Source organism: Rossellomorea sp. NS-SX7 (assembly GCF_052828565.1).
The window spans coordinates 222,442-245,321 of the sequence record NZ_CM128249.1 but is presented as its reverse complement, the minus strand read 5'-3'; the positions used below and the strand labels follow the sequence as shown (position 1 = coordinate 245,321).

Genomic DNA, 22,880 nt, shown 5'->3' with positions numbered 1-22,880 from the left:
CAACACTGCATTTTGTCTAGGGACCAAGATCTACTGATAAAATCCTAGTTCTTCAACTGAGACCATTCTCTTTCAAAGTTAGTGAATGGGTCGTTGGATGTTTCTTCGATGATGATGTCGTCCTTTTTCCAGTTTTTATAGATGACGTAGAGGACGTAAAGTGCGACCAGGCCGATGATCGCTGGGAAGTTGGACACTGTGGCGCTGAATGCCGCCAGACCGATCAGGGCCCAGAGGACCTTTTTGAACGTCGAGTCTGTTTTTAGAAATGCCTTTATGCTGTAATACATGATCACCAGGGAAATCGCTAGCCCCACAATCGGTCCTAAATTGGCAAGCAGCACGATCGCCGCGATCCCTCCCGCTAGTAGCAATCCGAATTTTTTCATATGGTGTTGCCTCCTTTCTTCTTCATGCCTTTATCCTACCTACTTTCGGGATTTCCCATAACGAGCTCTGGCTTTATTTTCAACTAAGACCTGAGGCTGAGAGGTGGTAGGACTGCATCAAAAAAGCCCGTCCCGCGCCGCTTTAAAGCGATGAGGGACGGGCCTTCACATTAGTTTGTCAGTTCAAGGAATTCATCGACGTCTGAGATGCAGAGCTTTATGCCTTTTTCCCAGAATGCTTCCTGGGTGATGTCTTCACCGAGGTGCTTCATGGCAAGGTCTTCGACACTCATGATGGCAGTGTCGCGAAGCAGGGCCATGTACTTTTCCTCGTAATTTTCACCAGACTCGAGGGCCTTGGCATAAATACTTAATGAGAACAGATAGCCAAAGGTGTACGGGAAGTTATAGAACGGCACACCCGTGATGTAAAAATGAAGCTTCGATGCCCAGAAACGCGGATGAACTTCTCCCAAGGAATCGGAGAATGCTTCTTTTTGCGCCGCCGCCATCAATTCGTTCAGCTTATCAACAGAGACGATTCCTTTTTTACGTTCTTCATAGAAACGGGTTTCAAATAGGAAACGGGCATGAATATTCATGAAGAATGCCACGCTTCGCTGTAGTTTGTCTTCTACAAGGGCGATCTTTTCTTCCTTCGTTTGTGCTTCCTTTACTGCTGCATCCGCGACAATCATTTCCGCGAAGGTGGATGCCGTTTCTGCGACATTCATCGCATAATTGCGGTTGAGCGTGTGCATCGGACGCAGTGCGTAGGAGTGAAACGCGTGTCCGAGTTCGTGAGCGAGCGTCGATACATTGGACATGCTGCCTGAATACGTCATGAAGATCCGCGACTCGTCACTCATCGGAAATGACGTACAGAATCCTCCCGGCCGCTTGCCGGCACGGTCCTCTGCTTCAATCCATTTGTCCTCGAATGCTTTTTGTGCAAACGCAGACATCTCCTCCCCGAAGCGGGCGAATTGCTTTAGGATAAACCTTGCGCCTTCATCGTACGTCATCGTGCTCGTCGACTCTGCAACAGGTGCATCCTGATCGAACCAATCTAGCTTCTCTTTTCCTAATAGCTGAGCTTTTCGGTTTAAGTACTTCACAAAAGGAGCTTTATTTTTCGTAATGGCCCCCCACATCGCATCGAGCGTTTCCTGCTTCATGCGGTTATACTCAAGCGGCTCCTTCATGATGTCTTCCCAGCCGCGCTTTTTATAAACCGTCAAACGGAAGCCGCCTAAATGATTAAGCGTTTTTGCAAATAATTCTTCATTCTGCTCCCAGGCATTTTCTAATTTATCAAAGATGTCTTTCCTTGTTTTCTTATCAGGGCTGGATAATAAATTGTTTGCCTGCCCGATTGACAGCTTCTTGCCGTCATGTGAAATCTCCATGGAGCCGACGATCGTGTCATACATCTGTCCCCATCCATGATAGCCATCCACCGCAAGTGCGCCGATCAATGCCTCTTCCGTGCTGGATAACTTGTCTTTCGCCTTTTGTCTCCACTCATTCAGAACGAAGCTGATTTCATTTAACTGGTCATGCTGAAGCAGCTCGTCCCATACTTCTTCAGAGCTGTCGGAAAGCTGCTGCTGAAATTTTGTGAAAACGGAAGAGAAATCCGCGCTGATGCTTGTGATCTCCCCTCTCAGCTCATCGGCTTTCCGGTCGTGCATATTCTGTGCTTCCAAACAGCTCACAAATGCACCTGCCTGACGCAGATACAGCATCACTTCTTTTGCTTCTTCAATCAATTTCCACACAAGATCCGCATCGTTGCCCGACTGCGGCGGGTGAAATGCGAGTGCATTCTCCTCAAAATGTGTTTTCATTTTTTTCAGTGCTTCAAGATGTTCCCTGAATTCTTTCGACTCACTGCCGCCTTGGAAAAATACATCTAAATCCCATACATCTGAATATGTAGTGTTCATAATTGCCCCCTAATATTTATCTATATACCTATCTTAGTATAATTCTCGATTCACCCCTTGAATCCTTCTGCAATTTTACAGTTATTTCGACTCTCTAAGAAAAGATTAGCTTCCTGTAATTGGTGGAATAGTACTTAAAATAATCCTCTCTCCTAAAGCGTATATTTAAAATAAACAATCCTAGGAGGACTCATTTTGAAAAAATTACTGCTGAATATTTTAGCGTTTGCATTGGTCATTGTCATGAACACCCTTGCAGTCACACTGCCCCTCAATGATCAATCGACCTCGGAGATCAGCGATCGTTTGGATATTCTCCTGACACCCGCAGGGTATGTATTTTCGATTTGGAGCTTGATCTATCTGCTCTTGGCAGTATGGATTCTGCGGCAGATACCGAAAAGCCGGAGAGACCTCCCGCTTTATCAACATACGAGCGGATTGTTCATCCTGAGCTGTCTGCTGAATTCAGTCTGGATCCTTGTCTGGCATTACAATTTCTTTCTGGTTTCAGTCTTTATCATGATCGGTCTGTTCCTGACACTCGTGGCTCTTTATAAGGCTGTGAAACAGACAGGACCCTCGCTCTTGGATCATGCACCATTTTCTATTTATACGGGCTGGATCTCTATTGCGATGATCGTCAATATCCTGTATTACTTTACAGACATCGGACTGATTGGGGAAGGAAGTGCCGGGGTGTACTGGTCACTCGCCGGCTTACTGATTGCGGCAATACTTGCTGTTTGGGTCAGAGCCTCTCAAAAAGATTGGCTGTATCCGCTCGTCTTCGTCTGGGCCTTTATCGGAATCGGCTTTAAAAACGCAGGCGAACACCAGGCTTTCGCTTATACAGCTTATACGCTTGCCTTAATCGTCCTGCTTGTCACGCTTTTCTATCGCAAGTCCCGTCCGTAAGCCGTTAAATCGTTGATTGGCCGACGGCCGACATCCGCAAAGAGTATAGAATCACCCCTTCTGACTGACATTAAGTTAGAGGGGGTGTTTTTATATGGGAAATGATCAAAACCGGGGTAAGAATCGGACGGTTTCCGGGACCGATATTGATGAAGTGAAGAAGCTGAACAACGAGTCGGGCTTGACCTATAACCAGGTGAAGGAGCTCCTTGGCGGGCAGTATTCCAATAAGAAATGAAGGCAGCTTTCCGTCTGCTTGCCAATCAATAATAAAGCGCCGACCTGTAAAAGTCGGCGCTTTATTTCTGCCGGATGAATTTTCACCCTGTTATTTTTCTTTCGCTTCCTCATTCTTCTCACGCTGTACAGCAAGCTTTTCATTGATTTTTTTCATTTCCTTGCAACGCTGTGTGAGGCTTACGACGACATCTCCCTGTTCGATCTTAGGAGAAGCGCCTTCGGTAAAGAATTCGATTCTGCCTGAAGGCTTGAGGGCGAATAATAGCAGTGTATGCTCATCACGTTCTTCGAGATAGGACTCGAAGCTGTATTTTTCGGTGATGCTCGTTTTCCTGAAGACATCTCCTCTTTCAACCCTCTTATTCAATTCTTCCCACGTCACACTCTCCTGGAAAAGGATCCGTCCACCGATTGTGTGGACCATATCTTCAAGGTCCACTTCACCCTGGCTGCGCAGGCTCAACTGGAAGAGGTTGTTCCTTCCGATTTCAGGGACGAACGTCGTACAGACAAGAGCATTATAAGAGTCAAGCTCGGTAGCGGCTATCATGTATTCATATGGGGTCAAATCCAGATAGTACTCGGTCTGCTCCGAGAGAATCTCCCCTTTAAAAAAAGGAACCCCGGCTTTCCGGACAGGGATGAGACGCTGCCAGGATGAATCAGCAATCAGGACTGTTACCTTCAAGTCCTGAAGTGTTTTCGCCAATTCCGTACTGAAACTGCTGCCGCCGACAATGACGACTCCCGGACGCTCATCGATAGCAAGATCCAGTTTCTTTGCAAGCCATTTGATCGAGAAGCCGTGCGCCACCACTGTGGAAAATACTAGCGCAAAGGTTAAGGATGTAAGGATTGAGGCATCTTCGAATCCTTTTTCCAAAAGCACGGATGCAAAATAACTCGACACCGTCAGGGCTACGATCCCCCGAGGGGCGATCCATCCCACGAGAAGCTTCTCGCTATTCGAAAGATCTGTCCCGATCGTTGATAACCAAATGGATAACGGCCTGACGACAAACAGCATAAGAAGTACAAAGGATATGATATTCCAATTGAAAATCCTCAATAATGTATCAACTGATAAAGAGGCTGTCAGCATGACGAAGATGGTTGATATCAGCAATACAGATATATTCTCTTTGAAATGGCGCATATCATCAATCGAAGATATGTGCATATTGGCAAGGGTCATACCCATGACCGTTACGGCAAGCAATCCGGTTTCGTGCATGATTTGATCGGATATCGTAAAACTCGCCAGCACCAATACGAAAACGACTGGCGATTTCAGGAATTCAGGCACGTGTCCTTTTTCAAAAATAAAGGCAGTGAATTTCCCCATGAGCCATCCAAACACACCGGCGAACAGAGAAGCAGCAAAGAAAAGGAGCAGCGTGGTTGCCGTGACTTCATCACTTATTAAGAAGTTGATGATTTCAAAAGCAAATACGGCAAGTAAAGCCCCGAATGGGTCAACCACTATCCCTTCCCATTTCAATATCGCAGCAGGTCTCGGCTTCAGCTTTGCCTGCCTGAGGAGGGGCAGGATGACTGTTGGTCCGGTCACGATGAAGAGACCTCCGATGACGAATGCAACAGCCCACGATAACCCGGCTACAAAATGGGCACCGAGTGAGCCAAGGATCCATGCCAGCAGCGCTCCAAACGTAACGATGCGAAAGACCGGTTTTCCCAGTCCCTTTACTTCACGGAAATCAAGATTCAAGCTTCCTTCAAATAATATGATGGCTACAGCCAATGATACGATCGGTTTGAACATTTCACCGAAATCGGCTTTCGGGTCGATCAGACCGAATATCGGTCCGACCAGCAGTCCAGCAATCGACATGACGACGATAGCAGGCATCCTGAATCTCCATGCGAGCCATTGTGAAGCTATGCCAAGCAGACCGATAAACATTAAGTTAAACAATATAGAGTCAATCATCGCGTTCTCCTTTGATGTGATAATTAGTAATGTACATTGCTTTAATATTGCATTTTGCTTATGGAACATGATAATTGCAATGGACGATGGTTGCAAAAGATAAGAACCCTATTTTGTTTTAGTTTACATTTTCACCAGTGATTTTAACCAAATAGTCGTTTCCAATTCCCTGCAAATCGTCACATAATGAAGCAGTGCACTTAACACGGCCCCGGCATTCAATCCTATGATGACACCAGTCATCCCAAAATCAGGCTGGGACCCTAGTATGTAAATCAGGCTGAATGAAAAAATACTTGCCCATACCGTATGGACCAGTGCATCTTTCACAAGCCCGAGTCCGATTAAAAAAGCCTGCAGGGGCAGCACCAGAAAATGAAAGAAAAAATACGGCCACAACAGCTTGAGGTAAAAAGCAGAAGTGACAGAGTGAAAAAACGTCGTGGTGATGTAATCTCCCAACCAATAGTAAATGACAACAGCCGGCACACCATACCCAAGTGTAATCCACATCACCTGCTTCAAATGCTGCAGGATTCCCTCGACGTCCTGTGCCGAAGCTTTCTCAGAGATCGTCGGAATCAAGACAATCAATAGTGAAAAAGCGATAAATGAAGGGAAGAAACCGATGGTAAGTGCAATTCCAGCCATCATCCCAAAGTGTTCATTCGCTTCGACCGCCCCCATCCCTGCATGAACCAGGGCCAGTTTTATCAGAAAAGGCTGAACGGCGTGCGTGAAGGCATGAAAGATCCTCAGAACGGTCGTCGGGACTGACACAGATAAGATCGATTTCCTCATTTCACTCTTCGATAAAGGGTTGTGAGAGATCCCTTTCTTTCTCTTACCCTTTCGATCAAGAAAATAAGCCTGTATCAAATAAATAAACACAACCGCTTCACTTGCGACCAGTGTACATAAGGCAATGAAGATGGACGTATCACTGGTGAAGGACAAAAATTGATAGATGGAAACCAAGAGAACCAGCTGTATTCCTTTGCGCAGAAAATTAGCGACGGCAATCTTCCGCATCTGCTGAACCCCCATGAAATACCCTCTTGTAATCGAGGTAAACGCAACGATGGGGATCACGGCCAGAATCAACCAGCGGATGCCGTGATGAATCCCTTCAAACAGGGGTGTCCACATATACACAAGAACCATCGCAATCAGCAGGATGACCGTCGTCAGTACGGCAAACCTGAACACATACTGAAGCATCCCCCTATGATACTTCTCATCCTTTTCCGCAATGAACTTCGATAAACTGATCGGCAGTTCCATACTCGAAAGGATCACCACTAAAAAAACCGTCGGCAAAATAGACATATATGTACCAAGACCCGCTTCCCCCAGCTCACGGGCTAAAATCATATTGATCATAAACTCGACCAGTTCGCCAAAAAAAGCTGTTATCACAAGCACCAATGTGCCTCTCAAAAACAAACTCATAGATCCCGGACCACCTTCGCATGAGATGTTTCATTTTATGATGGTTGTCCGGGGAATATGTTTTGATCTGATGTGATGGGCAACTCAGAGGGATTGAGGGTGTAGGGGGTTTGGCGGTTCCGTTTGATTTGCGAAATTTGTCGATCGTTGAAGAATTGTCGGTAATGCATAAAAAATTGTTGATAAACAAGAATTTTCGTTGATAACCACACAAAATTGTTGCAAACAAGAATTTTCGTTGATAACCGCACAAAATTGTTGATAAACAAGAATTTTCGTTGATAACCACACAAAAATTGTTGATAAAACCCACACTCCCTTTGTGCCAGGCATAACCTGCCCTTTGACCGCCACACACACCATCCCAGCCAATAAAAAAACAGCCCCCGCACCAAGCGGGAGCTGTCTGCCTAACCTACACTTCTTCTGTCACTTTCTTGCGGCGTGACAGCCTTCTCTTAATCTTCATCATTACTTCATACACAATCGGTACGACGATAAGTGTCAACAGCGTGGAACTTGTCAGTCCGCCGATGACCGTCACTCCCAATCCTTTTGAGATCAAGCCGCCGCCTTCTAGTCCAAGGGCAAGCGGGAACAGCGCTCCGATTGTCGCGATCGCTGTCATCAGGATCGGACGCAAGCGGGTGGCACCGGCTTCAAGCAATGCCTCGCGTGTGGAGAAGCCTTCATTTTCCTTGTGGATGACGCGGTCGATCAATACGATCGCATTCGTTACAACGATACCGATCAGCATCAGCGCTCCGATCATGGAAGATATGCTGATGGTTTCACCGGCGATCAGTAACGCGACAAGTGCTCCTGTGATCGCAAACGGAAGCGAGAACAGGATGGCGAATGGTGCAAGACCGCCCCCGAATGTAATGACAAGAATCAAGTAAACAATCGCAATCGCTGCAAGCATGGCAAGGCCCAATTGCGTGAATGATTCCTGGATATCCTCTGTTACACCGCCCATATTCACTTCGATGCCCGATGGCAGGTCGAGTTCTTCAATGTCTTTTTGGATGGCAGCGGATGCCTTGGATACATCACTGGAACTCAGTTCACCACTAACTTTTGCATACACCTTGCCGTCACGTCTTGAAACGGTATCCGATGTTTCCCCTTCTTCCACTTTCACGACATCCTCGATTGGGACTTCCATGCCTAGTGGAGATTGGATTGTTTTTCCGGTTAAATCTTCGATGCTTTCATATTCTTCTTTTTCAACATCAAGATAGACATTTACGTCTTCTCCGTCTTTCTCGATTGTCGTTAGTACCGGACGCTGGCGGGTCTGACCAAGTTCCATCGCGATTTGGCCGGCAGTAAGTCCGTACTGGCTTAATTTTTCCTGATCCGCAACCAGGGAGTATTCATCGTAAGACTCGGAAATGCTTGAATCTACTTTTTTGACATCTTTGATGTCTTTCATCTTGTCTTGGACATCATTGACAACAGGTTCGATATCTTCAAGAGTTTCACCGTAAACAAATACGACGATTTCATTGCTTCCGGCGCTGGCAGAGAAGTCCTGCTGTGCCCATTCACCTTTACCTGTTTGTTCTTGAAGGTCTTTTATGACTGTTTCTTTTTCTTCAGCAAAATTTTCTGTGTCATCATTGTATTCAATAAAGAAGATGGCATCGCTCGTGCTGCCGGGATTCATCGGATTTTCTCCCCCGACTGAATACTGGATGGTTTCGGCACCTTTTCGGCCTTTCAGGTATTCTTCAGCCTCACCGGCGATTTCAATGACTTCTTCCTTCGTTTGACCCGGCTCCGGCTTATACGTAGCCATCATCATTTTTTCTTCATCGGACGGGATGAAACTTACACCGATAAGGGGAACTAGGAACAAGCTTCCCACAAGCATCGCCACTGCAAGGAGCGATGTAATGATCTTATGGTTCAGTGTCCAATTGAGTATTCCTTTGTACCAGTTCGCCAAACGGCTTGGCTTTTCTATATGTTTCTTGCCTGCACCCTTTTTGAACATGGAATGGGCAAGCATTGGTACGATTGTCACTGCAACCAGAAGGGAAGCTAACAGGGCGAATACAATCGTTAAGGCAAATGGAAGGAACAGCTCCCCGACCATGCCGGAAACGAGTCCTAACGGAAGAAATACGGCGATTGTAACGATCGTTGAAGACATGATCGGCACGAACATTTCCTTCGTTGCTTCGCGGATTAATTCTTTCCCTTTCAACATTTCACCCTTCAGGGACATTCTTCGATAAATGTTCTCCACGACTACAATGGAGTCATCGATGACACGCCCGATGGCTACCGTCATTGCTCCAAGCGTCATGATATTGAGCGTGATGTCCATTTGATTCAACAACAATATTGCAATTAACAGCGATAATGGAATTGAAATGACTGAAATGATCGTTGATTTAATGTCACGTAAGAACAGGAGAATGATGATTACCGCGAACACCGCCCCGAATAAAGCTTTATTCAGCATTGTGCTTACAGATTGTTCAATTGGTTCCCCCTGATCAAAAGTAGAAATAATCTCAATATTATCTAATTCATCCTCGAATTTTTTCACTTCGTCCTTTACCGCATTCACAACATCGACCGTGTTGGCGTCTGCAGCTTTGACGATTTGTAACCCGATGGACTCTTTTCCATTGGTTCTAGAAACCGATTCAGCTTTACCGGTCACCTTGATTTCTGCGATTTCACCCAACTCTACCGTAGGGATTTTCATGTCGGCAGGCATACTTTTTTGAGGAGCTGCTTGCTGAGCCTGAGGTGCTTGTGTACCTTGTGATGGCACCGTTGCTTCTCCGCCGGACGGCATTACAGGAATTTTAATTTGCTTTAGATCTTCCAGAGTAGAAATATTCCCGTCAACCAACACAGACTTCTGGGAATCACCGAACGTGTAAAGACCCAACGGGGCCGTTACATCGGAGCCCTTGATCATATTTTTGACAGTCTCTTCATCAAGACCATATTGGGACAGCTTTTCCTGATCGAATATCAGATTTGCTTCTTGTATTTCCTGTCCGGAAACTTGAACAGAAGCTACCCCGTCAAGACCTTCCAATCGAGGAATGATGTTTTCTTCCACTGTCGAAGTCAATTGAGCAAGTGTCTGGTCTTCATTTGCCACACTCAAGGCTATAACCGGGAAAGCATTCATGCTGATTCTCGTTACATCCGGTTCATTGACTCCTTCCGGGAATGAAACTTCGGATAAAGCCTCTTCCACTTCCGTTTTTGCTTTATCCATATCTTTTGAAAATTTGTATTCAACTTGGACGGATGATGCATTTTGGAATGATGAGGAACTCACTACATTCACACCATCTAAGTTCTGCAGACGTTTTTCAATTGGTTCCGAAACTTTATCTGCTACATCTTCCGGCGCTGCGCCAGGATAAACCGTCGTCACACTGACAACCGGCACATTGATATTCGGAAGTGTTTCAAGCTTCATATTAAAACCAGAATATAAGCCTGCCACAATGACGATGATCGTCATCAGCCAAACAGCAAACTTATTCTTGAGCACAAAATTGATTATACTGTTCACTCTGTATTCATCCCTTCTTTTTTCTGACTGACTAGTCATAACATAGATTAATATAACTGACCGTACAGTCATTAGTCAATACTTGTTAGAAATTAAAGGTTTATTTTTACTGACCAATCGGTCATAATAGGTGTAGGAGTTAATCGAGGAGAGAAAAACATGAAAGAAAAAGAAAAGTTAATCATCGAAACGTCCATAAAATTATTTGCCACTAAAGGATTCAACGCCACCTCAGTCCAGGAGATCGTCAATGAATGTGACATTTCCAAAGGAGCATTTTACTTATACTTCAAATCAAAGGAAGCCCTGCTGCTTGCCATCATGAAATATTACTTTGAAATGATCAGAGAGAAAGTGGATCTCATTGAGCACGAAGATTTGCCGCCTTACGAAAAGTTCCGCAAGCAGCTGGAATCCCAGCTTGTCGAAGTCTGGAAGCATAAAGAATTCATCATCATGCAGATCCGGGAAAATGCGATGCCGTTCAACGAGGACATCCATGCCCTGCTTCACGAAATGAAAGTCCACACATATGAGTTTTACAAACGCAGATTGACCGCTATCTACGGAAAAGAGATCGAACCGTATTTCTGGGATCTGTCATTGATCATCCAGGGCATTCTCAAGTCCTACCTTGAAGTCATCATGCTCGATAAAATTGAAATGGATTTCAACTATCTGTCAGACTTTATCCTAAGGCGTGTCGATGACGTGGTTCACGGCCTCATGAAAAGCGGAGAAAAGCCTGTCCTTTCCCCGGAGAAATTGGAGCCGTTCTTAAAGGCGATGGAATCTGCTTCGTTAAATGAGGATATGCTGGTGCGGATGATCGAGGAACAACTTGAAGGAACGGAAGATGAAAATATCAAGATATCACTAGAGGTCATCAAAGAAGAAATACTTAAAGATGAAACCCGGGCGATCGTGATAAAAGGGATGCTTGTAAACCTGCAAGAGGGCGATTCCTCACTTGCCTCATTGGCTGAAAAAGTCCGGGAGTTTTATGAAATTTAGCTGCAAAAAAACGAGTATGAGGAGACATACTCGTTTTTTATTACTTCAAGAGATGCTTCTCTCTCAACTCCTGAATCCCATTTTTGCAAACTCCGTATTCAAGCCACGAACAACCTTCACACAAATATTCCAAATCCTCAGGACTCACATTTTCAGCTGTTCGCTGTACCAGATCGGATTTCATATATGTCTCTCCGGGACTTAATCCCAAGTGGCTGATCACTTTTCCATCCATTGAAAGAACATGTTCATTTGAATCCGGACTTTTGATACATTCTGTCTTTCCCCTGTGAGGACATGCCTGACATGCATAATCAAACCCTTGTACAACCTGAATGGGAAAATCCGCTTCTTCGTTCCGGATATCCTCCACAATCTCAGTCATAACCTCGACGAACTCCGGGCTGTATCCCATCCCCTTGAAACCGTGAGTGCATAAAAGATGGTGGCCCCGTAATATTTTTTTCACGCTCCATGCCCCTCCTTATAACCGTTGGATCTCATCCGATTCATATATGTTGACAGTCCCGTCCGGGAAACTCTGCGCTGATGTGTACATCCCAAAAGCTACCTGCTCAGCTGAGATACTGCGGTATTTCCTCCATTTTCCGATCATCACGGGACGAATCATCCGTGAGAAAATTTCACCCGTTTTTTCACCCAGGCGGAACTCTTTTCGGTCTCCGACAAGCAGGGACGGACGAAAGATATGAAGACGTTTAAAATGTAATTTTTTCAGTTCTTGTTCCACTTCCCCTTTTACCCTGCTGTAAAAGAAGCGCGAGTCCTCACTTGCCCCTATCGCGGATATCACCAGATATTGTTCTGCACCATGTCCTTTGCATACCTTGGCAAGTTCTAAGGGGTAATAGAAATCCACCCTTTTAAAATTTTCCTTTGTTCCCGCTTTTTTGATCGTGGTTCCGAGACAGCAGAATACGTCATCGACTTCTTCATGAGGAAGAAGTTTCATAGTATCGAAAGAAATGACTCGTTCATCGAGTTTCTCATGGTGAATGCCGCTGCTTGTACGAACGAAGGAAATGACTTTTTTGTATCGTGGACTTTTTATCAGTAATTGCAATAGATGGGAACCTACCAGACCTGTCGCCCCTGCGAGTACCGCTACTCTTTCCTTTTCCATCTCTTTTCCTTCTTTCTTTGTATGTTTATTCCATTCTAAGAGAATGCCGAAAGATTTTCTAGACACGTTGTGAAAAGAAGATATAATAAAATTTAGTCTTGTTTGAAAAGGAGGTATGATCGTGAAGAACTTTGCTTTATTATTCCTGCTGAGCTCGGTCTTGTTTTTCAATCCTATTCAGGATACAGACCGATATGTATTGATTACAGATGATGAGCAGAGTATTTCTGTCAGCTCCTACATTTCGGGAGTGGATGTGATCCTGTCTTCCGTTTCATCTCTTCCGCAGCTTCCTGACATTCTATTGCCGCGGAAGTCTTCCGCAACCTTCAAACAAGCCCTTCTCACTTCACCATCTTACGTGAACTTCTTTGCCATGGACATATCACCGGATTCCGGTGGATTCATTCATATGGTCATGCACTGCTCGAACTACCTCTCACTCTGACTCCCGTACTCAAATAAAACCAGTGTTAACTTCAGCGAATCCTGAAGTTTTATTTGGTTTGCTCGTTTTCACCAAAAAACTAAATACGCGAGTATAGGAGAGAATTCCATTGAGAGAAAACAGTTATGAAAAAGAGTCCCTCATTTGCTTTATCACCTGTTTAGCCGGATTGACCGCCTTCCTGGGAGTGATATATCTATCCTCCATTGCAGCAGGACAAAGCCTTGGTTCAGTTTTTCCCGATGTCCCATGGCCTCAGCTGATGAACTGGGATAAAATCGCCGAAATCTTTAGCATTAAATCATCCTAATACCGCATTAACGTACCGAGGGACGGGCTTTTATTCAGGTAAAGCATCGAAGGCCGTTAACGGGATACATCATTTTATAGATAGTTAAAAATCAAGGGAGACAACTATGGATATTTTAACAATATTAAAAGCAATCATTTTAGGCCTGGTCGAAGGCTTGACAGAGTTCGCACCAATTTCATCGACAGGCCACATGATCATCGTGGACGATTTGTGGCTGCAGTCCAAAGAATTTCTAGGCAAGTACCCGGCCAATACCTTCAAGGTAGTCATACAGCTTGGTTCAATATTAGCCGTTGTGGTAATTTTCAGGGACCGATTCATCGACATGCTGGACATAGAATCCTGGAGATCATCAGGGAAATCGTCCCGGCATAAGCTAAAACTCTCACACGTAATTGTCGGGCTGCTTCCAGCCGGTGTACTGGGAGTATTATTCGAGGATTACATCGACGATAACTTGTTTTCAATTAACACGGTATTGATCGGTCTTTTCATAGGGGCTGTCTTCATGATCATTGCCGATATCATCAGCTCAAAGAAGAAAGGACCGATAATCGAATCGGTAGATGGCATCACCCATAAACAGGCTTTAATTGTCGGTCTCATTCAATGCCTGGCTCTGTGGCCCGGTTTTTCCCGCTCCGGTTCAACGATATCAGGCGGGGTACTGCTAGGTATGAGTCACCGGACTGCCGCAGACTTTACGTTCATCATGGCCGTTCCAATCATGCTGGGTGCAAGCGCGCTGTCCCTTGCAAAAAACTGGCAGTACTTCACGGTGGATGCTCTTCCTTTTATGGCAGCAGGATTCGTCAGCGCGTTCATCTTTGCGCTCGTATCCATCAAGTTCTTCCTGAAACTGATCAACAAAGTAAAATTGATCCCTTTTGCTATTTACAGGATCGTTTTAGTCCTGGTGATTTACGTACTATATTACTGATCAAAACCGTAAAAGAGGCCGATTCTGCAGAATCGGCCTCTTTCTATTCTTCCTCAAAAAAACGCTTGATCTTTTCCATTTCCTCATTGCTTGTTTCTGATGAAATGTAAGGATTGTCAGTTGATTCCTGGGTATCCAGGTTTGTTTTCATTTCAAAAAAAGGACCTTGAGGCGGTTCTGCAATGATCCGGTCATCAAGCTGTTTAAAATCCGGAAGTTCTTTCTTGCCTTTTTCCATTACGGTCGCCCTCCTCTATTTTAGTGTGCTGTTTCGTCTTTCTTATACGCAATCAGGATGATTTCTTCATGCGTCTCCTGACGAAGCTCGTTTTCAATATGCTGCAGCTTGCCAAGCGTATCTTCTGACAATTGAGCGACTCCATATTCTTTGTTGTCCATGTCGTTCCTCCTTATCCGTTTTCGATTTGCTGCCCGATTTCTTTGGCGGCAAAATACTCGTTTCCTTCTTCCACTGCCCGAAGCTCACCTACGGACTCTCCATGGGCATTCTCATTCATTTCAACCGATGTATACAGCTCATTATCTTTCACATTCTGCATCGTGATTTCAGGATTCAGTGCGGTATTGACGTTAAGCTCAGGGGTTTTCTTCTCTCTATCCACCTGTACCACCTCCATTATTTAGTATGACTTGTCTTTTTAAAATCATTCCTTTTACATAGACACAAAAAAGCGTATCCCTCTTAAGGAATACGCTTTTTGAGTATAGGCCGTACATTACTCGCCTAAATCAACATTATGATAAACCTGCTGTACATCTTCCAGGTCTTCAATGGCATCGATCATTTTTTCGAATTGTGCTTGTGAATCTTCAGGAAGCTCCACGTCATTTTGGGCAAGCATTGTCAGTTCAGCAACTGTAAACTCTTCTACACCGGCACTTTTAAATGCTTCCTGCACGGCATGGAATTGATCCGGCTCGGCATAGACGATGACTGCTTCATCTTCTTCCAAGATATCACGTGCATCTACATCTGCTTCCATTAGGATTTCAAGGACTTCTTCTTCAGATTTCCCTTCAACACCGATAACAGCTGTTGCATCAAACATATATGCAACCGATCCGCTGACACCCATGTTCCCGCCATTTTTTCCGAAAGCTGCACGTACTTCCGATGCTGTACGGTTTACGTTGTTTGTCAGAGCATCGACGATGACCATTGATCCATTCGGACCGAAGCCTTCGTATCGCAGTTCATCATAATTTTCTTCTGATCCGCCTTTTGCCTTTTCAATGGCACGGTCGATGATATGTTTCGGAACGCTATATGTTTTTGCACGTTCCAATACAAATTTCAAGTTCTGATTCAAGTCGGGATCGGGTTCCCCAGATTTTGCAGCCACATAGATTTCACGTCCGAATTTCGCATAAATACGACTCGTATTCGCATCTTTAGACGCTTTCTTTTCTTTAATGTTGTTCCACTTACGTCCCATTTTGTTTCACTCTCTTTCAGTGTATAAAATTAATCACTTGTTTCGTGTTGGTTGTCCATTTCATTATACATGAAAAGGGCGAAAGTTGGCTATGCATCGGAACCACTGCTTCATTAAGGATCATGTTTTTTTAATAAGCTCTTTTTCCCTGGGGAAAGTATACAAAAGGTTTGGAAATCAGCTTACGGATGGCAAAACAAGCACCGCTGCATCCAAATAGTACATCTCAATGATCTGTTTTGTGAATGTATGATCTGTCGATTTATGATCTTTTCCCAGGAAATATGGTCCTAAATGTCAATTTATGATCATATCTGTAAATATATATAATCTTCTAGAAATTATTATAATTATGCCTTCTAACTAAAGCTCCTCACTTCCAAAAGAAAAACCGGCTCTACGGCCGGCTTTCTTCCTGATATGCACTGATTTCTTCATACTCACTTTCCAACAGCCTCGGAAGACGAATAAAGATCGGCATCAATCTGCGGTAAGCTGCTGTCGCTTTTTCATCAGGCTGATGGGAGTGGACGGAGCCGACCATCGTTTTCACCTCTTCCAGTGAATTCAAGGTACCTTGTCCATACATTCCTAGCACAACTGCTCCAAGACATGAGCTTTCAAAACTCTCAGGGACTTCGACTTCCTGATCGAATATATCCGCAAGCATCTGGCGCCAAAGCTCCGAACGGGCAAAGCCCCCTGTTGCCTGTATGCGGGTCGGTGAACCGATCAGTTCTTCCAAAGCGAGCAGGACACTGTATAGATTCATGACGATCCCTTCCAGGACCGCACGGATCATATGCTCTTTTTTATGATGCATGCCGAGACCGAAAAACGATCCGCGCGCTTTTGCATTCCACAGGGGCGCTCTTTCCCCTGCCATATAAGGGTGGAAAATCAATCCTTCCGATCCGGGCTCGACTTTTTCAGCAATGTCAGTCAGCACTTCATAGGGATCTTTCCCTAATCGTTTCGCGACTTCCACTTCAGCCGAGGCAAGCTCGTCTCGCACCCACCTGAAGATCATTCCACCGTTATTCACCGGACCGCCGATGACCCAATGCTTATCGGTCAACGCATAGCAGAAGATGCGCCCTTTGGGATCTGTCACGGGTCTGTCGGTAACGGCGCGGATGGCTCCGCTTGTTCCGATGGTCACTGCAACGACCCCTGGTTCAATCGCATTTACACCGAGGTTTGACAGGACACCGTCACTTGCACCGACCACAAAAGGAGTATCCGCTGAGAGACCCAGCATTTCGGTATATTCTTCCTTCAAGCCGGTCAATCTTTCCGTCGTTGAAACCGGTTTTGATAATTGGCCAGGATTTACACCTGCCACTTTCAATGCTTCTCCATCCCAATCCAGGTTTTCCAGGTTGAACATCCCGGTTGCCGAAGCAATGGAATAATCGATCACATATTCGCCGAATAGACGGTGAAATACAAATTCTTTTATAGAAATAAATTTAGCTGCCTTTGAAAATAACTCGTTATGCTCCGCATGCAGCCAGGCCAACTTCACCAGCGGAGACATCGGATGGATCGGCGTCCCGGTTCTGCGGTAAATCTCCAAACCATTGTATTCCTTCTTGATTTTGACAGCCCAATCCGCACTCCGGTTATCAGCCCACGTAATCGACCCAGTGAGCGGCTGGTCATTCTCATCGACCAGGATCAAGCTGTGCATCGCTGAACTGAAAGAGACAAACGAAATCTTTTCGTTCGTTTGCAGCGTCACTTCCTTAATCGCTTTTATGACCGCACGGAAAATTTCTTCCGGGTCCTGCTCTGCCGTTCCCGGTGCAGGTGTATGTAAGGGATATTCCACTCCGTGACGGCAGATGGCTTCTCCTTTTTCATTGTAAAGTACCGCTTTCGTACTGGTTGTTCCTATATCTACGCCTATCATATGTGACATGTTCATTCCTCCTAAATAGAGACAATCATTGCTTCGACAAGTATAAAACGGGGATGAGTAAAAGTCATCCGTTATGATATGAAATAGAGAAAAGGAAGAAGCATCACTGCCCTTCCTTTCCCTATCATGTAGTATGAATCCTTTATGCTATAAAAATACCCAGGATAAACGCCACGGCGAATCCGACAAATCCGATGATCGTTTCCATCATCGTCCATGATTTCAGTGTATCTTTAACATCCAAACCGAAGTAACGGTTCACCAGCCAGAATCCACTGTCATTCACATGTGAGAATACAGTTGCACCGGATGCAATCGCGATAACCATCAGCCCGAGTACAGGACCCTCAAGACCCAATGTTGAAATCAACGGACTCATAAGGCCTGCTGCTGTGACCATCGACACGGTCGCAGACCCTTGCGCGACACGCACCACCATTGCAATCAAGAATGCCAGGGCGATCGGAGGAAGGCTTGATCCCGCCATCATTTCACCCAGGACTTCACCAACGCCAGAGTCGATCAATACTTGCTTGAAAACTCCCCCGGCACCTGTTACGAGGATGATGATCCCTGCAGGTTCAAGCGCTTTTGTTGCAATTTCCTGTACCTCTTCCCTCGTGTATCCGCGCTTCGTTCCAAGGAGAACGAATGTAAGCAATGTCGCAATCGTCAAGGCTACAAATGGATGACCAAGGAACGTCAAGACTGAACGAAGTGTATTTCCTTCTTCTAATAGAACGCCTGACAGCGTATTCAATAATATTAATACCAATGGAATCGAAATCAATGATGCAATAAGACCGAAGCTTGGAAGTTCCTTATCATATTCGATTTCTTCGACTTGCATATATTCAGGCACAACGGCATGAATCTTTTTCGAAATATATTTTGCAAAAAGCGGTCCGGCGATGATCATGGACGGAATACCGGCAATCACACCGAATAGAATGACCCAGCCAAGATCGGCCCCGATCAGGTCAGCTACCGCAATCGGCCCTGGCGTCGGCGGGATGAAACTATGTGTGACAGCAAGCCCCGCGAGCAGTGGAATACCATAGTATAGTAATGACTTTCCTGTTTTCTTTGCCAGACCATAAACAATCGGTACAAGAATGATGAACCCAACATCGAAGAATACAGGGATCGCAACCAGGAATCCTGTGATACCGAGAGACCACTGTGCTTTATCTTCCCCAAACTTGTTGATCAGTGTCTGGGCGAGACGTTCCGCCCCTCCTGATACTTCGAGCATCCTTCCGAACATCGCACCTAAACCAACGACGACGGCGACGAATCCGAGCGTACCTCCCATACCGCTCTGAATCGAGGTGACAACCTCGCCAAGCGGCATTCCAGCTGCAATCCCTACGATTAAACTTACGAGGAGCAGCGCAACAAAGGCATGAAGCTTTGTTTTAATGACTAAAAATAATAGAAGAAAAATTCCTGCTAACGCAACCAATATCAGCATTTGATCTGACATGTTGACCCCTACCCTTCTTTTGTGAATCTACAATTTCCTTATTCCGGCCAATACCATTTAAGCGTTTACATTAAACCCTTATGTATAGGACACTCTGAAGTTATCATCCTTGGAAAATATTTTTCGAAAACGTGCCCAGTCGGAAAAATTATTTTTTCTTGATATCTCTATTATAAAAAATATTTTTCTTTTTGCAACCGTTTACAAAAAATATTTTTCTTTTTCTTTTATTTTAGTATAATTAAATCATGAAAACCCTTACAGGAGTGTTGCCAATGATGAAAGAACATCAGCATTGTCTGGCAAGCATCCGCTCTCATTATCCACAGTTTAGTGAGACGGAAAGAAAAATTGCCGATTATATACTCGAAGACCCCACTCACATCATTCATTCCACCATTAATGGCCTGGCCGAAGATTTAGGTGTAGCGGATTCAACTGTCTTCCGTTTCTGCAAGCGAATCGGCTTCAAAGGCTATCAGGCGATGAAAATAGCACTTGCTTCTGAAATCGTCACAGGACTGAAAGACATTCATGAACGAGTCGATGAAGGAGATACTCCTCAAACGATTGCATCCAAAGTATTCCGCTCCAACATCAAAACAATCGAGGACACACTGATGGTCGTTGATGAAAATAAACTCCAGGAGGCCGTGGATGCGCTAACGGGAGCCGAATCAATCGAATTCTTCGGCAGCGGCGGCTCAGGTGTGATTGCACTTGATGCGTACCATAAACTAATCCGCACAGGACTTCGGGTCCGGGCGACTTCTGACAGCCACATCCAGCTGATGACCGCTTCACAGATGACCGAAAAGGATTGCGCAGTCTTCATTTCCCACAGCGGATCCACGAAAGATATCCTGCAAGTCCTTGATGTCGTGAAGGAAACGGGAGCGAAGACCATTTGTATCACTAACTTCGCTAAATCTCCATTAAGCCAGGGAGTCGAAATCCCCTTATATACGGTGTCAGAGGAAACAGACTACCGTTCAGAAGCACTTTCCTCCCGGATTGCCCAACTGACACTGATTGATACGCTTTATGTGGCTATCATGATGAGGCGGGAAGCGACCGGACAGGAAGCATTGAAGAAGATGCGGAGTGCGATTTCGGTGAAAAGGATTTAAGCAGAGGCGCGTGACCGATTATGGTCCGCGCTTTTTTTCTTGAGAAGGGGATATTGGGCTGAATCATTTGGATTATGGGCTGCGCCATTTGGATTATGGCCGTTGATTTTTGAGGTTGAGTCATTAAACATCGAGTCTTGTTCGAAAACCAGGGCGCCTGATTGATAACCCTCAGGTTTCACCCCCACTACTCTATTCATTCAAGCAAAAAATTTAATAATTCCATCGAAAAATTCATTAATTCCATCAGAAAACAGATTAATTCCGTCAAATAATCACTTAATTCCTTCAACCAACCTATTAATTCAATCAACTGACCTTCCAGGTTCTATTAACCCTTGAAATGTTTTACTATTCAGATCATTTGGATTATCATTTATATAAATATAAATCTATTAAAGGCGGGATCAAAAAAATGTCTCAGAATCTTACACTCAAGCATGCAAAAGAACTTGATAAGAGCGACACCCTCGCTCGTTTCAAAGATGAATTTTACATAAAAGACGGACATTATTATATGGACGGAAACTCTCTCGGATTATTATCGAAACGTGCCGAGAAAGCGCTTCATACATCGCTGGAAGACTGGAAGGAACATGGAATCGACGGCTGGATGGATGGTGTGGAGCCCTGGTTCTATTATTCTGAAAAACTGGGCGGGAAGACCGCCCCTTTAGTAGGTGCCAAAAAAGAGGAAGTCATTGTGACGGGCTCGATCACGACCAACCTGCATCAGCTGATCGCGACATTTTATCAGCCTCAGGATAACAGGACAAAAATCCTCGCTGATGAATTGACTTTCCCTTCAGACATCTATGCGATCCAAAGCCAGTTGGAATTAAAGGGGTACGATCATGAAGAGCATCTTGTGCAGGTCAAAAGCCGTGACGGATATACATTGCTGGAAGAAGATATCATCGATGCCATGAAGGATGATATCGCACTGATCCTCCTTCCTTCTGTCTTATACCGCAGCGGTCAGCTGCTGGATATGAAACGGTTGACGGAGGAAGCCCATAAACGGGGGATTGTCATTGGGTTCGACCTTGCCCATTCGATCGGGGCCCTCCCCCACAACCTTCATGAAGACGGAGTGGATTTTGCCGTCTGGTGTAACTACAAATACTTAAACAGCGGTCCCGGCGGTGTCGGTGGATTATTTGTCCATGAAAGGCATTTTGGGAAGAAACCAGGCTTGTCCGGTTGGTTCGGATCACGGAAAGACAAGCAATTCGATATGGAGCATGTGCTCACCCCAGCAGAATATGCGGGTGCTTTCCAGATCGGGACGCCCCATATTCTGAGCAGTGCCCCGTTACTCGGTTCCCTTGAATTATTTGAAGAGGCAGGAATCGGGGAACTCCGGAAGAAATCCCTCTCGCTGACAAGATTCATGATGGATCTGTTGAATCAGGAGCTCTCCGGCTGCGGGTTCACCATTTGCAATCCACTTGAAGATGAACGCCGGGGCGGCCACGTAAGCCTCAAGCACGAAGAAGCAGCAAGGATTTGTAAAGCCCTAAAGGCGAAAAAAGTGACACCTGACTTCCGTGCGCCGAACAATATCCGTCTGGCTCCGGTTGCCCTGTATTCGTCCTATGAAGACGTATGGAATACCGTCCAGATTTTGAAGGAAATCATGGAGAATGAAGAATATAAACAATTCGAAAACGTCCGTAACGTTGTAGCTTAAAGGAGGATCCAAATGAAAATCATAGATATTTCACAGCCGCTTCATGACGGCACACCAGTCTGGCCGGGTGACACCCCTTTTTCTTTTTCACTGAATTGGTCCATGGAAGAAACCGGATCCGTCAATGTCGGACAGCTGAATCTAAGCGCCCATACGGGAACCCATGTGGATGCCCCGTTTCATTTTAAAAATGACGGAAAACGAATATTGGATTTGCCGCTGGACCGTTATATCGGACCGGCCGTGGTCGTATCAGCTGAAGGTGCCGAGAGCATCGGTCCAGAACATCTTGCTGACATTGACCTGTCTTCTGTAAAAAAGGTACTTATTAAGACAGAAGCGTGGAAGGATCTTCAGGCATTCCCTGAATCAATCCCTCCGATCCGGCCGGAACTGGCTCCTTTTTTAAAAGAGAATGGCATCCACCTTATCGGAGTCGACCTCCCTTCAGTGGATAAATTGGACAGCAAGGAAATGGAAGCCCATCACGCGCTGACAGAAAATGATATCCTGATCCTGGAGGGCATCGTATTAACAGACGTGGAACCCGGTTATTACGAACTGTACGCCATGCCGCTTCCTCTTAAAGAAGCAGACGGCTCTCCGGTGCGTGCGGTTTTAATTGACCGAAAAGCATAATGATCGTTGGTTGGAAGCAGCTTGTGGAGCTGCTTCTTTTTTGTTGGCTTCGAACCTCGGGGTGCCAGGCACAATTCGACTGTTTTGTGCCTGGCACGATTCCTTCATTTTGTGCCTGGCACAGAAACCGTATTTTAATACTCCTCTCAACCTCCACTGCACCTGGTACACTTCACCTAACTTGTACCAGGTACAAATCTTGCTCCTTGTACCTGGTACACAAGACAAACAGCTGAA

22 protein-coding genes are annotated in these 22,880 nt (G+C 45.2%); 9 read left to right on the top strand and 13 right to left on the bottom strand.

Features of this window, described 5'->3' with window-relative positions; translation table 11 throughout:
- Nucleotides 1–44: 44 nt before the first annotated feature.
- On the bottom strand, nucleotides 45–389 hold the full coding sequence (locus ACUXV2_RS01120; RefSeq protein ID WP_446245233.1) for a lmo0954 family membrane protein: 345 nt from the start codon (nucleotides 387–389) through the stop codon (nucleotides 45–47).
- Between the two features lie 170 nt (nucleotides 390–559).
- The gene (locus ACUXV2_RS01115) at nucleotides 560–2,341 is read right to left on the bottom strand and encodes a M3 family oligoendopeptidase (RefSeq protein ID WP_446246976.1); all 1,782 of its coding nucleotides are present in this window, start codon (nucleotides 2,339–2,341) and stop codon (nucleotides 560–562) included.
- A gap of 192 nt (nucleotides 2,342–2,533) precedes the next feature.
- On the opposite strand from ACUXV2_RS01115, the gene ACUXV2_RS01110 reads away from it, so the two are divergent.
- Together ACUXV2_RS01110 and ACUXV2_RS01105 are read left to right on the top strand one after the other, a co-directional pair.
- Entirely contained in the window at nucleotides 2,534–3,256 is a 723-nt protein-coding gene (locus ACUXV2_RS01110) for a tryptophan-rich sensory protein (RefSeq protein ID WP_446245232.1), read from the top strand.
- 94 nt (nucleotides 3,257–3,350) lie between these two features.
- The gene (locus ACUXV2_RS01105) at nucleotides 3,351–3,494 is read left to right on the top strand and encodes a hypothetical protein (protein WP_446245231.1); all 144 of its coding nucleotides are present in this window, start codon (nucleotides 3,351–3,353) and stop codon (nucleotides 3,492–3,494) included.
- Nucleotides 3,495–3,584: 90 nt separating this feature from the next.
- Here ACUXV2_RS01105 and ACUXV2_RS01100 read toward each other — a convergent pair whose 3' ends face one another.
- The 3 genes from ACUXV2_RS01100 to ACUXV2_RS01090 form a co-directional block, all read right to left on the bottom strand.
- Nucleotides 3,585–5,447: a cation:proton antiporter gene (locus ACUXV2_RS01100; protein WP_446245230.1), complete on the bottom strand. Its 1,863-nt coding sequence runs from the start codon at nucleotides 5,445–5,447 to the stop codon at nucleotides 3,585–3,587.
- A 123-nt stretch (nucleotides 5,448–5,570) separates the two neighbouring features.
- On the bottom strand, nucleotides 5,571–6,899 hold the full coding sequence (locus ACUXV2_RS01095; RefSeq protein WP_446245229.1) for an oligosaccharide flippase family protein: 1,329 nt from the start codon (nucleotides 6,897–6,899) through the stop codon (nucleotides 5,571–5,573).
- Nucleotides 6,900–7,314: 415 nt separating this feature from the next.
- Entirely contained in the window at nucleotides 7,315–10,455 is a 3,141-nt protein-coding gene (locus tag ACUXV2_RS01090) for an efflux RND transporter permease subunit (protein ID WP_446245228.1), read from the bottom strand.
- A 159-nt stretch (nucleotides 10,456–10,614) separates the two neighbouring features.
- On the opposite strand from ACUXV2_RS01090, the gene ACUXV2_RS01085 reads away from it, so the two are divergent.
- Entirely contained in the window at nucleotides 10,615–11,469 is an 855-nt protein-coding gene (locus ACUXV2_RS01085) for a TetR/AcrR family transcriptional regulator (RefSeq protein WP_446245227.1), read from the top strand.
- A 40-nt stretch (nucleotides 11,470–11,509) separates the two neighbouring features.
- Here the strand turns inward: ACUXV2_RS01085 and ACUXV2_RS01080 are convergent, their stop codons facing one another.
- Both ACUXV2_RS01080 and ACUXV2_RS01075 read right to left on the bottom strand, forming a co-directional pair.
- The gene (locus ACUXV2_RS01080; protein WP_446245226.1) at nucleotides 11,510–11,938 is read right to left on the bottom strand and encodes a DUF1284 domain-containing protein; all 429 of its coding nucleotides are present in this window, start codon (nucleotides 11,936–11,938) and stop codon (nucleotides 11,510–11,512) included.
- Between the two features lie 15 nt (nucleotides 11,939–11,953).
- The gene (locus ACUXV2_RS01075) at nucleotides 11,954–12,613 is read right to left on the bottom strand and encodes an oxidoreductase (protein WP_446245225.1); all 660 of its coding nucleotides are present in this window, start codon (nucleotides 12,611–12,613) and stop codon (nucleotides 11,954–11,956) included.
- Between the two features lie 121 nt (nucleotides 12,614–12,734).
- On the opposite strand from ACUXV2_RS01075, the gene ACUXV2_RS01070 reads away from it, so the two are divergent.
- From ACUXV2_RS01070 to ACUXV2_RS01060, 3 genes are all read left to right on the top strand, one after another.
- The gene (locus ACUXV2_RS01070; protein WP_446245224.1) at nucleotides 12,735–13,061 is read left to right on the top strand and encodes a hypothetical protein; all 327 of its coding nucleotides are present in this window, start codon (nucleotides 12,735–12,737) and stop codon (nucleotides 13,059–13,061) included.
- Between the two features lie 109 nt (nucleotides 13,062–13,170).
- On the top strand, nucleotides 13,171–13,371 hold the full coding sequence (locus ACUXV2_RS01065) for a hypothetical protein (protein ID WP_446245223.1): 201 nt from the start codon (nucleotides 13,171–13,173) through the stop codon (nucleotides 13,369–13,371).
- Between the two features lie 106 nt (nucleotides 13,372–13,477).
- A complete protein-coding gene (locus tag ACUXV2_RS01060; RefSeq protein ID WP_446245222.1) occupies nucleotides 13,478–14,314 on the top strand; it encodes an undecaprenyl-diphosphate phosphatase in 837 nt (278 codons plus the stop codon).
- A 43-nt stretch (nucleotides 14,315–14,357) separates the two neighbouring features.
- Here the strand turns inward: ACUXV2_RS01060 and ACUXV2_RS01055 are convergent, their stop codons facing one another.
- From ACUXV2_RS01055 to ACUXV2_RS01030, 6 genes are all read right to left on the bottom strand, one after another.
- A complete protein-coding gene (locus ACUXV2_RS01055) occupies nucleotides 14,358–14,552 on the bottom strand; it encodes a hypothetical protein (protein ID WP_446245221.1) in 195 nt (64 codons plus the stop codon).
- A 20-nt stretch (nucleotides 14,553–14,572) separates the two neighbouring features.
- A complete protein-coding gene (locus tag ACUXV2_RS01050) occupies nucleotides 14,573–14,713 on the bottom strand; it encodes a hypothetical protein (RefSeq protein ID WP_446245220.1) in 141 nt (46 codons plus the stop codon).
- A gap of 11 nt (nucleotides 14,714–14,724) precedes the next feature.
- Entirely contained in the window at nucleotides 14,725–14,937 is a 213-nt protein-coding gene (locus ACUXV2_RS01045; RefSeq protein WP_446245219.1) for a hypothetical protein, read from the bottom strand.
- Between the two features lie 114 nt (nucleotides 14,938–15,051).
- Entirely contained in the window at nucleotides 15,052–15,771 is a 720-nt protein-coding gene (locus ACUXV2_RS01040) for a YebC/PmpR family DNA-binding transcriptional regulator (protein ID WP_446245218.1), read from the bottom strand.
- Between the two features lie 397 nt (nucleotides 15,772–16,168).
- Nucleotides 16,169–17,686: a gluconokinase gene (gntK, locus tag ACUXV2_RS01035; RefSeq protein WP_446246975.1), complete on the bottom strand. Its 1,518-nt coding sequence runs from the start codon at nucleotides 17,684–17,686 to the stop codon at nucleotides 16,169–16,171.
- 151 nt (nucleotides 17,687–17,837) lie between these two features.
- Nucleotides 17,838–19,181 carry a GntP family permease gene (locus tag ACUXV2_RS01030; RefSeq protein ID WP_446245217.1) on the bottom strand — a complete coding sequence of 448 codons (1,344 nt, stop codon included), beginning with the start codon at nucleotides 19,179–19,181 and terminating at the stop codon, nucleotides 17,838–17,840.
- 275 nt (nucleotides 19,182–19,456) lie between these two features.
- Between ACUXV2_RS01030 and ACUXV2_RS01025 the strand changes: the two genes are divergently transcribed.
- The 3 genes from ACUXV2_RS01025 (at nucleotide 19,457) to kynB (ending at nucleotide 22,643) form a co-directional block, all read left to right on the top strand.
- Nucleotides 19,457–20,311, top strand: a complete 855-nt coding sequence (locus tag ACUXV2_RS01025; RefSeq protein WP_446245216.1) for a MurR/RpiR family transcriptional regulator — start codon at nucleotides 19,457–19,459, stop codon at nucleotides 20,309–20,311.
- Nucleotides 20,312–20,726: 415 nt separating this feature from the next.
- Complete coding sequence (kynU, locus tag ACUXV2_RS01020; RefSeq protein ID WP_446245215.1) at nucleotides 20,727–22,004, top strand: kynureninase; 1,278 nt, start codon at nucleotides 20,727–20,729, stop codon at nucleotides 22,002–22,004.
- Nucleotides 22,005–22,016: 12 nt separating this feature from the next.
- Nucleotides 22,017–22,643, top strand: a complete 627-nt coding sequence (gene kynB / locus ACUXV2_RS01015) for an arylformamidase (protein WP_446245214.1) — start codon at nucleotides 22,017–22,019, stop codon at nucleotides 22,641–22,643.
- Nucleotides 22,644–22,880: the final 237 nt, after the last annotated feature.

Bases quoted from the DNA above. Each gene is read 5' to 3' on its own strand.
- ACUXV2_RS01050 (WP_446245220.1), bottom strand. From the start codon at position 14,713: ATGGACAACAAAGAATATGGAGTCGCTCAATTGTCAGAAGATACGCTT.
- ACUXV2_RS01060 (WP_446245222.1), top strand. From the start codon at position 13,478: ATGGATATTTTAACAATATTAAAAGCAATCATTTTAGGCCTGGTCGAA.
- gntK (WP_446246975.1), bottom strand. From the start codon at position 17,686: ATGATAGGCGTAGATATAGGAACAACCAGTACGAAAGCGGTACTTTAC.
- ACUXV2_RS01105 (WP_446245231.1), top strand. From the start codon at position 3,351: ATGGGAAATGATCAAAACCGGGGTAAGAATCGGACGGTTTCCGGGACC.
- ACUXV2_RS01120 (WP_446245233.1), bottom strand. From the start codon at position 389: ATGAAAAAATTCGGATTGCTACTAGCGGGAGGGATCGCGGCGATCGTG.
- ACUXV2_RS01030 (WP_446245217.1), bottom strand. From the start codon at position 19,181: ATGTCAGATCAAATGCTGATATTGGTTGCGTTAGCAGGAATTTTTCTT.
- ACUXV2_RS01040 (WP_446245218.1), bottom strand. From the start codon at position 15,771: ATGGGACGTAAGTGGAACAACATTAAAGAAAAGAAAGCGTCTAAAGAT.
- ACUXV2_RS01075 (WP_446245225.1), bottom strand. From the start codon at position 12,613: ATGGAAAAGGAAAGAGTAGCGGTACTCGCAGGGGCGACAGGTCTGGTA.
- ACUXV2_RS01055 (WP_446245221.1), bottom strand. From the start codon at position 14,552: ATGGAAAAAGGCAAGAAAGAACTTCCGGATTTTAAACAGCTTGATGAC.
- ACUXV2_RS01100 (WP_446245230.1), bottom strand. From the start codon at position 5,447: ATGATTGACTCTATATTGTTTAACTTAATGTTTATCGGTCTGCTTGGC.
- ACUXV2_RS01085 (WP_446245227.1), top strand. From the start codon at position 10,615: ATGAAAGAAAAAGAAAAGTTAATCATCGAAACGTCCATAAAATTATTT.
- kynU (WP_446245215.1), top strand. From the start codon at position 20,727: ATGTCTCAGAATCTTACACTCAAGCATGCAAAAGAACTTGATAAGAGC.
- kynB (WP_446245214.1), top strand. From the start codon at position 22,017: ATGAAAATCATAGATATTTCACAGCCGCTTCATGACGGCACACCAGTC.
- ACUXV2_RS01025 (WP_446245216.1), top strand. From the start codon at position 19,457: ATGATGAAAGAACATCAGCATTGTCTGGCAAGCATCCGCTCTCATTAT.
- ACUXV2_RS01095 (WP_446245229.1), bottom strand. From the start codon at position 6,899: ATGAGTTTGTTTTTGAGAGGCACATTGGTGCTTGTGATAACAGCTTTT.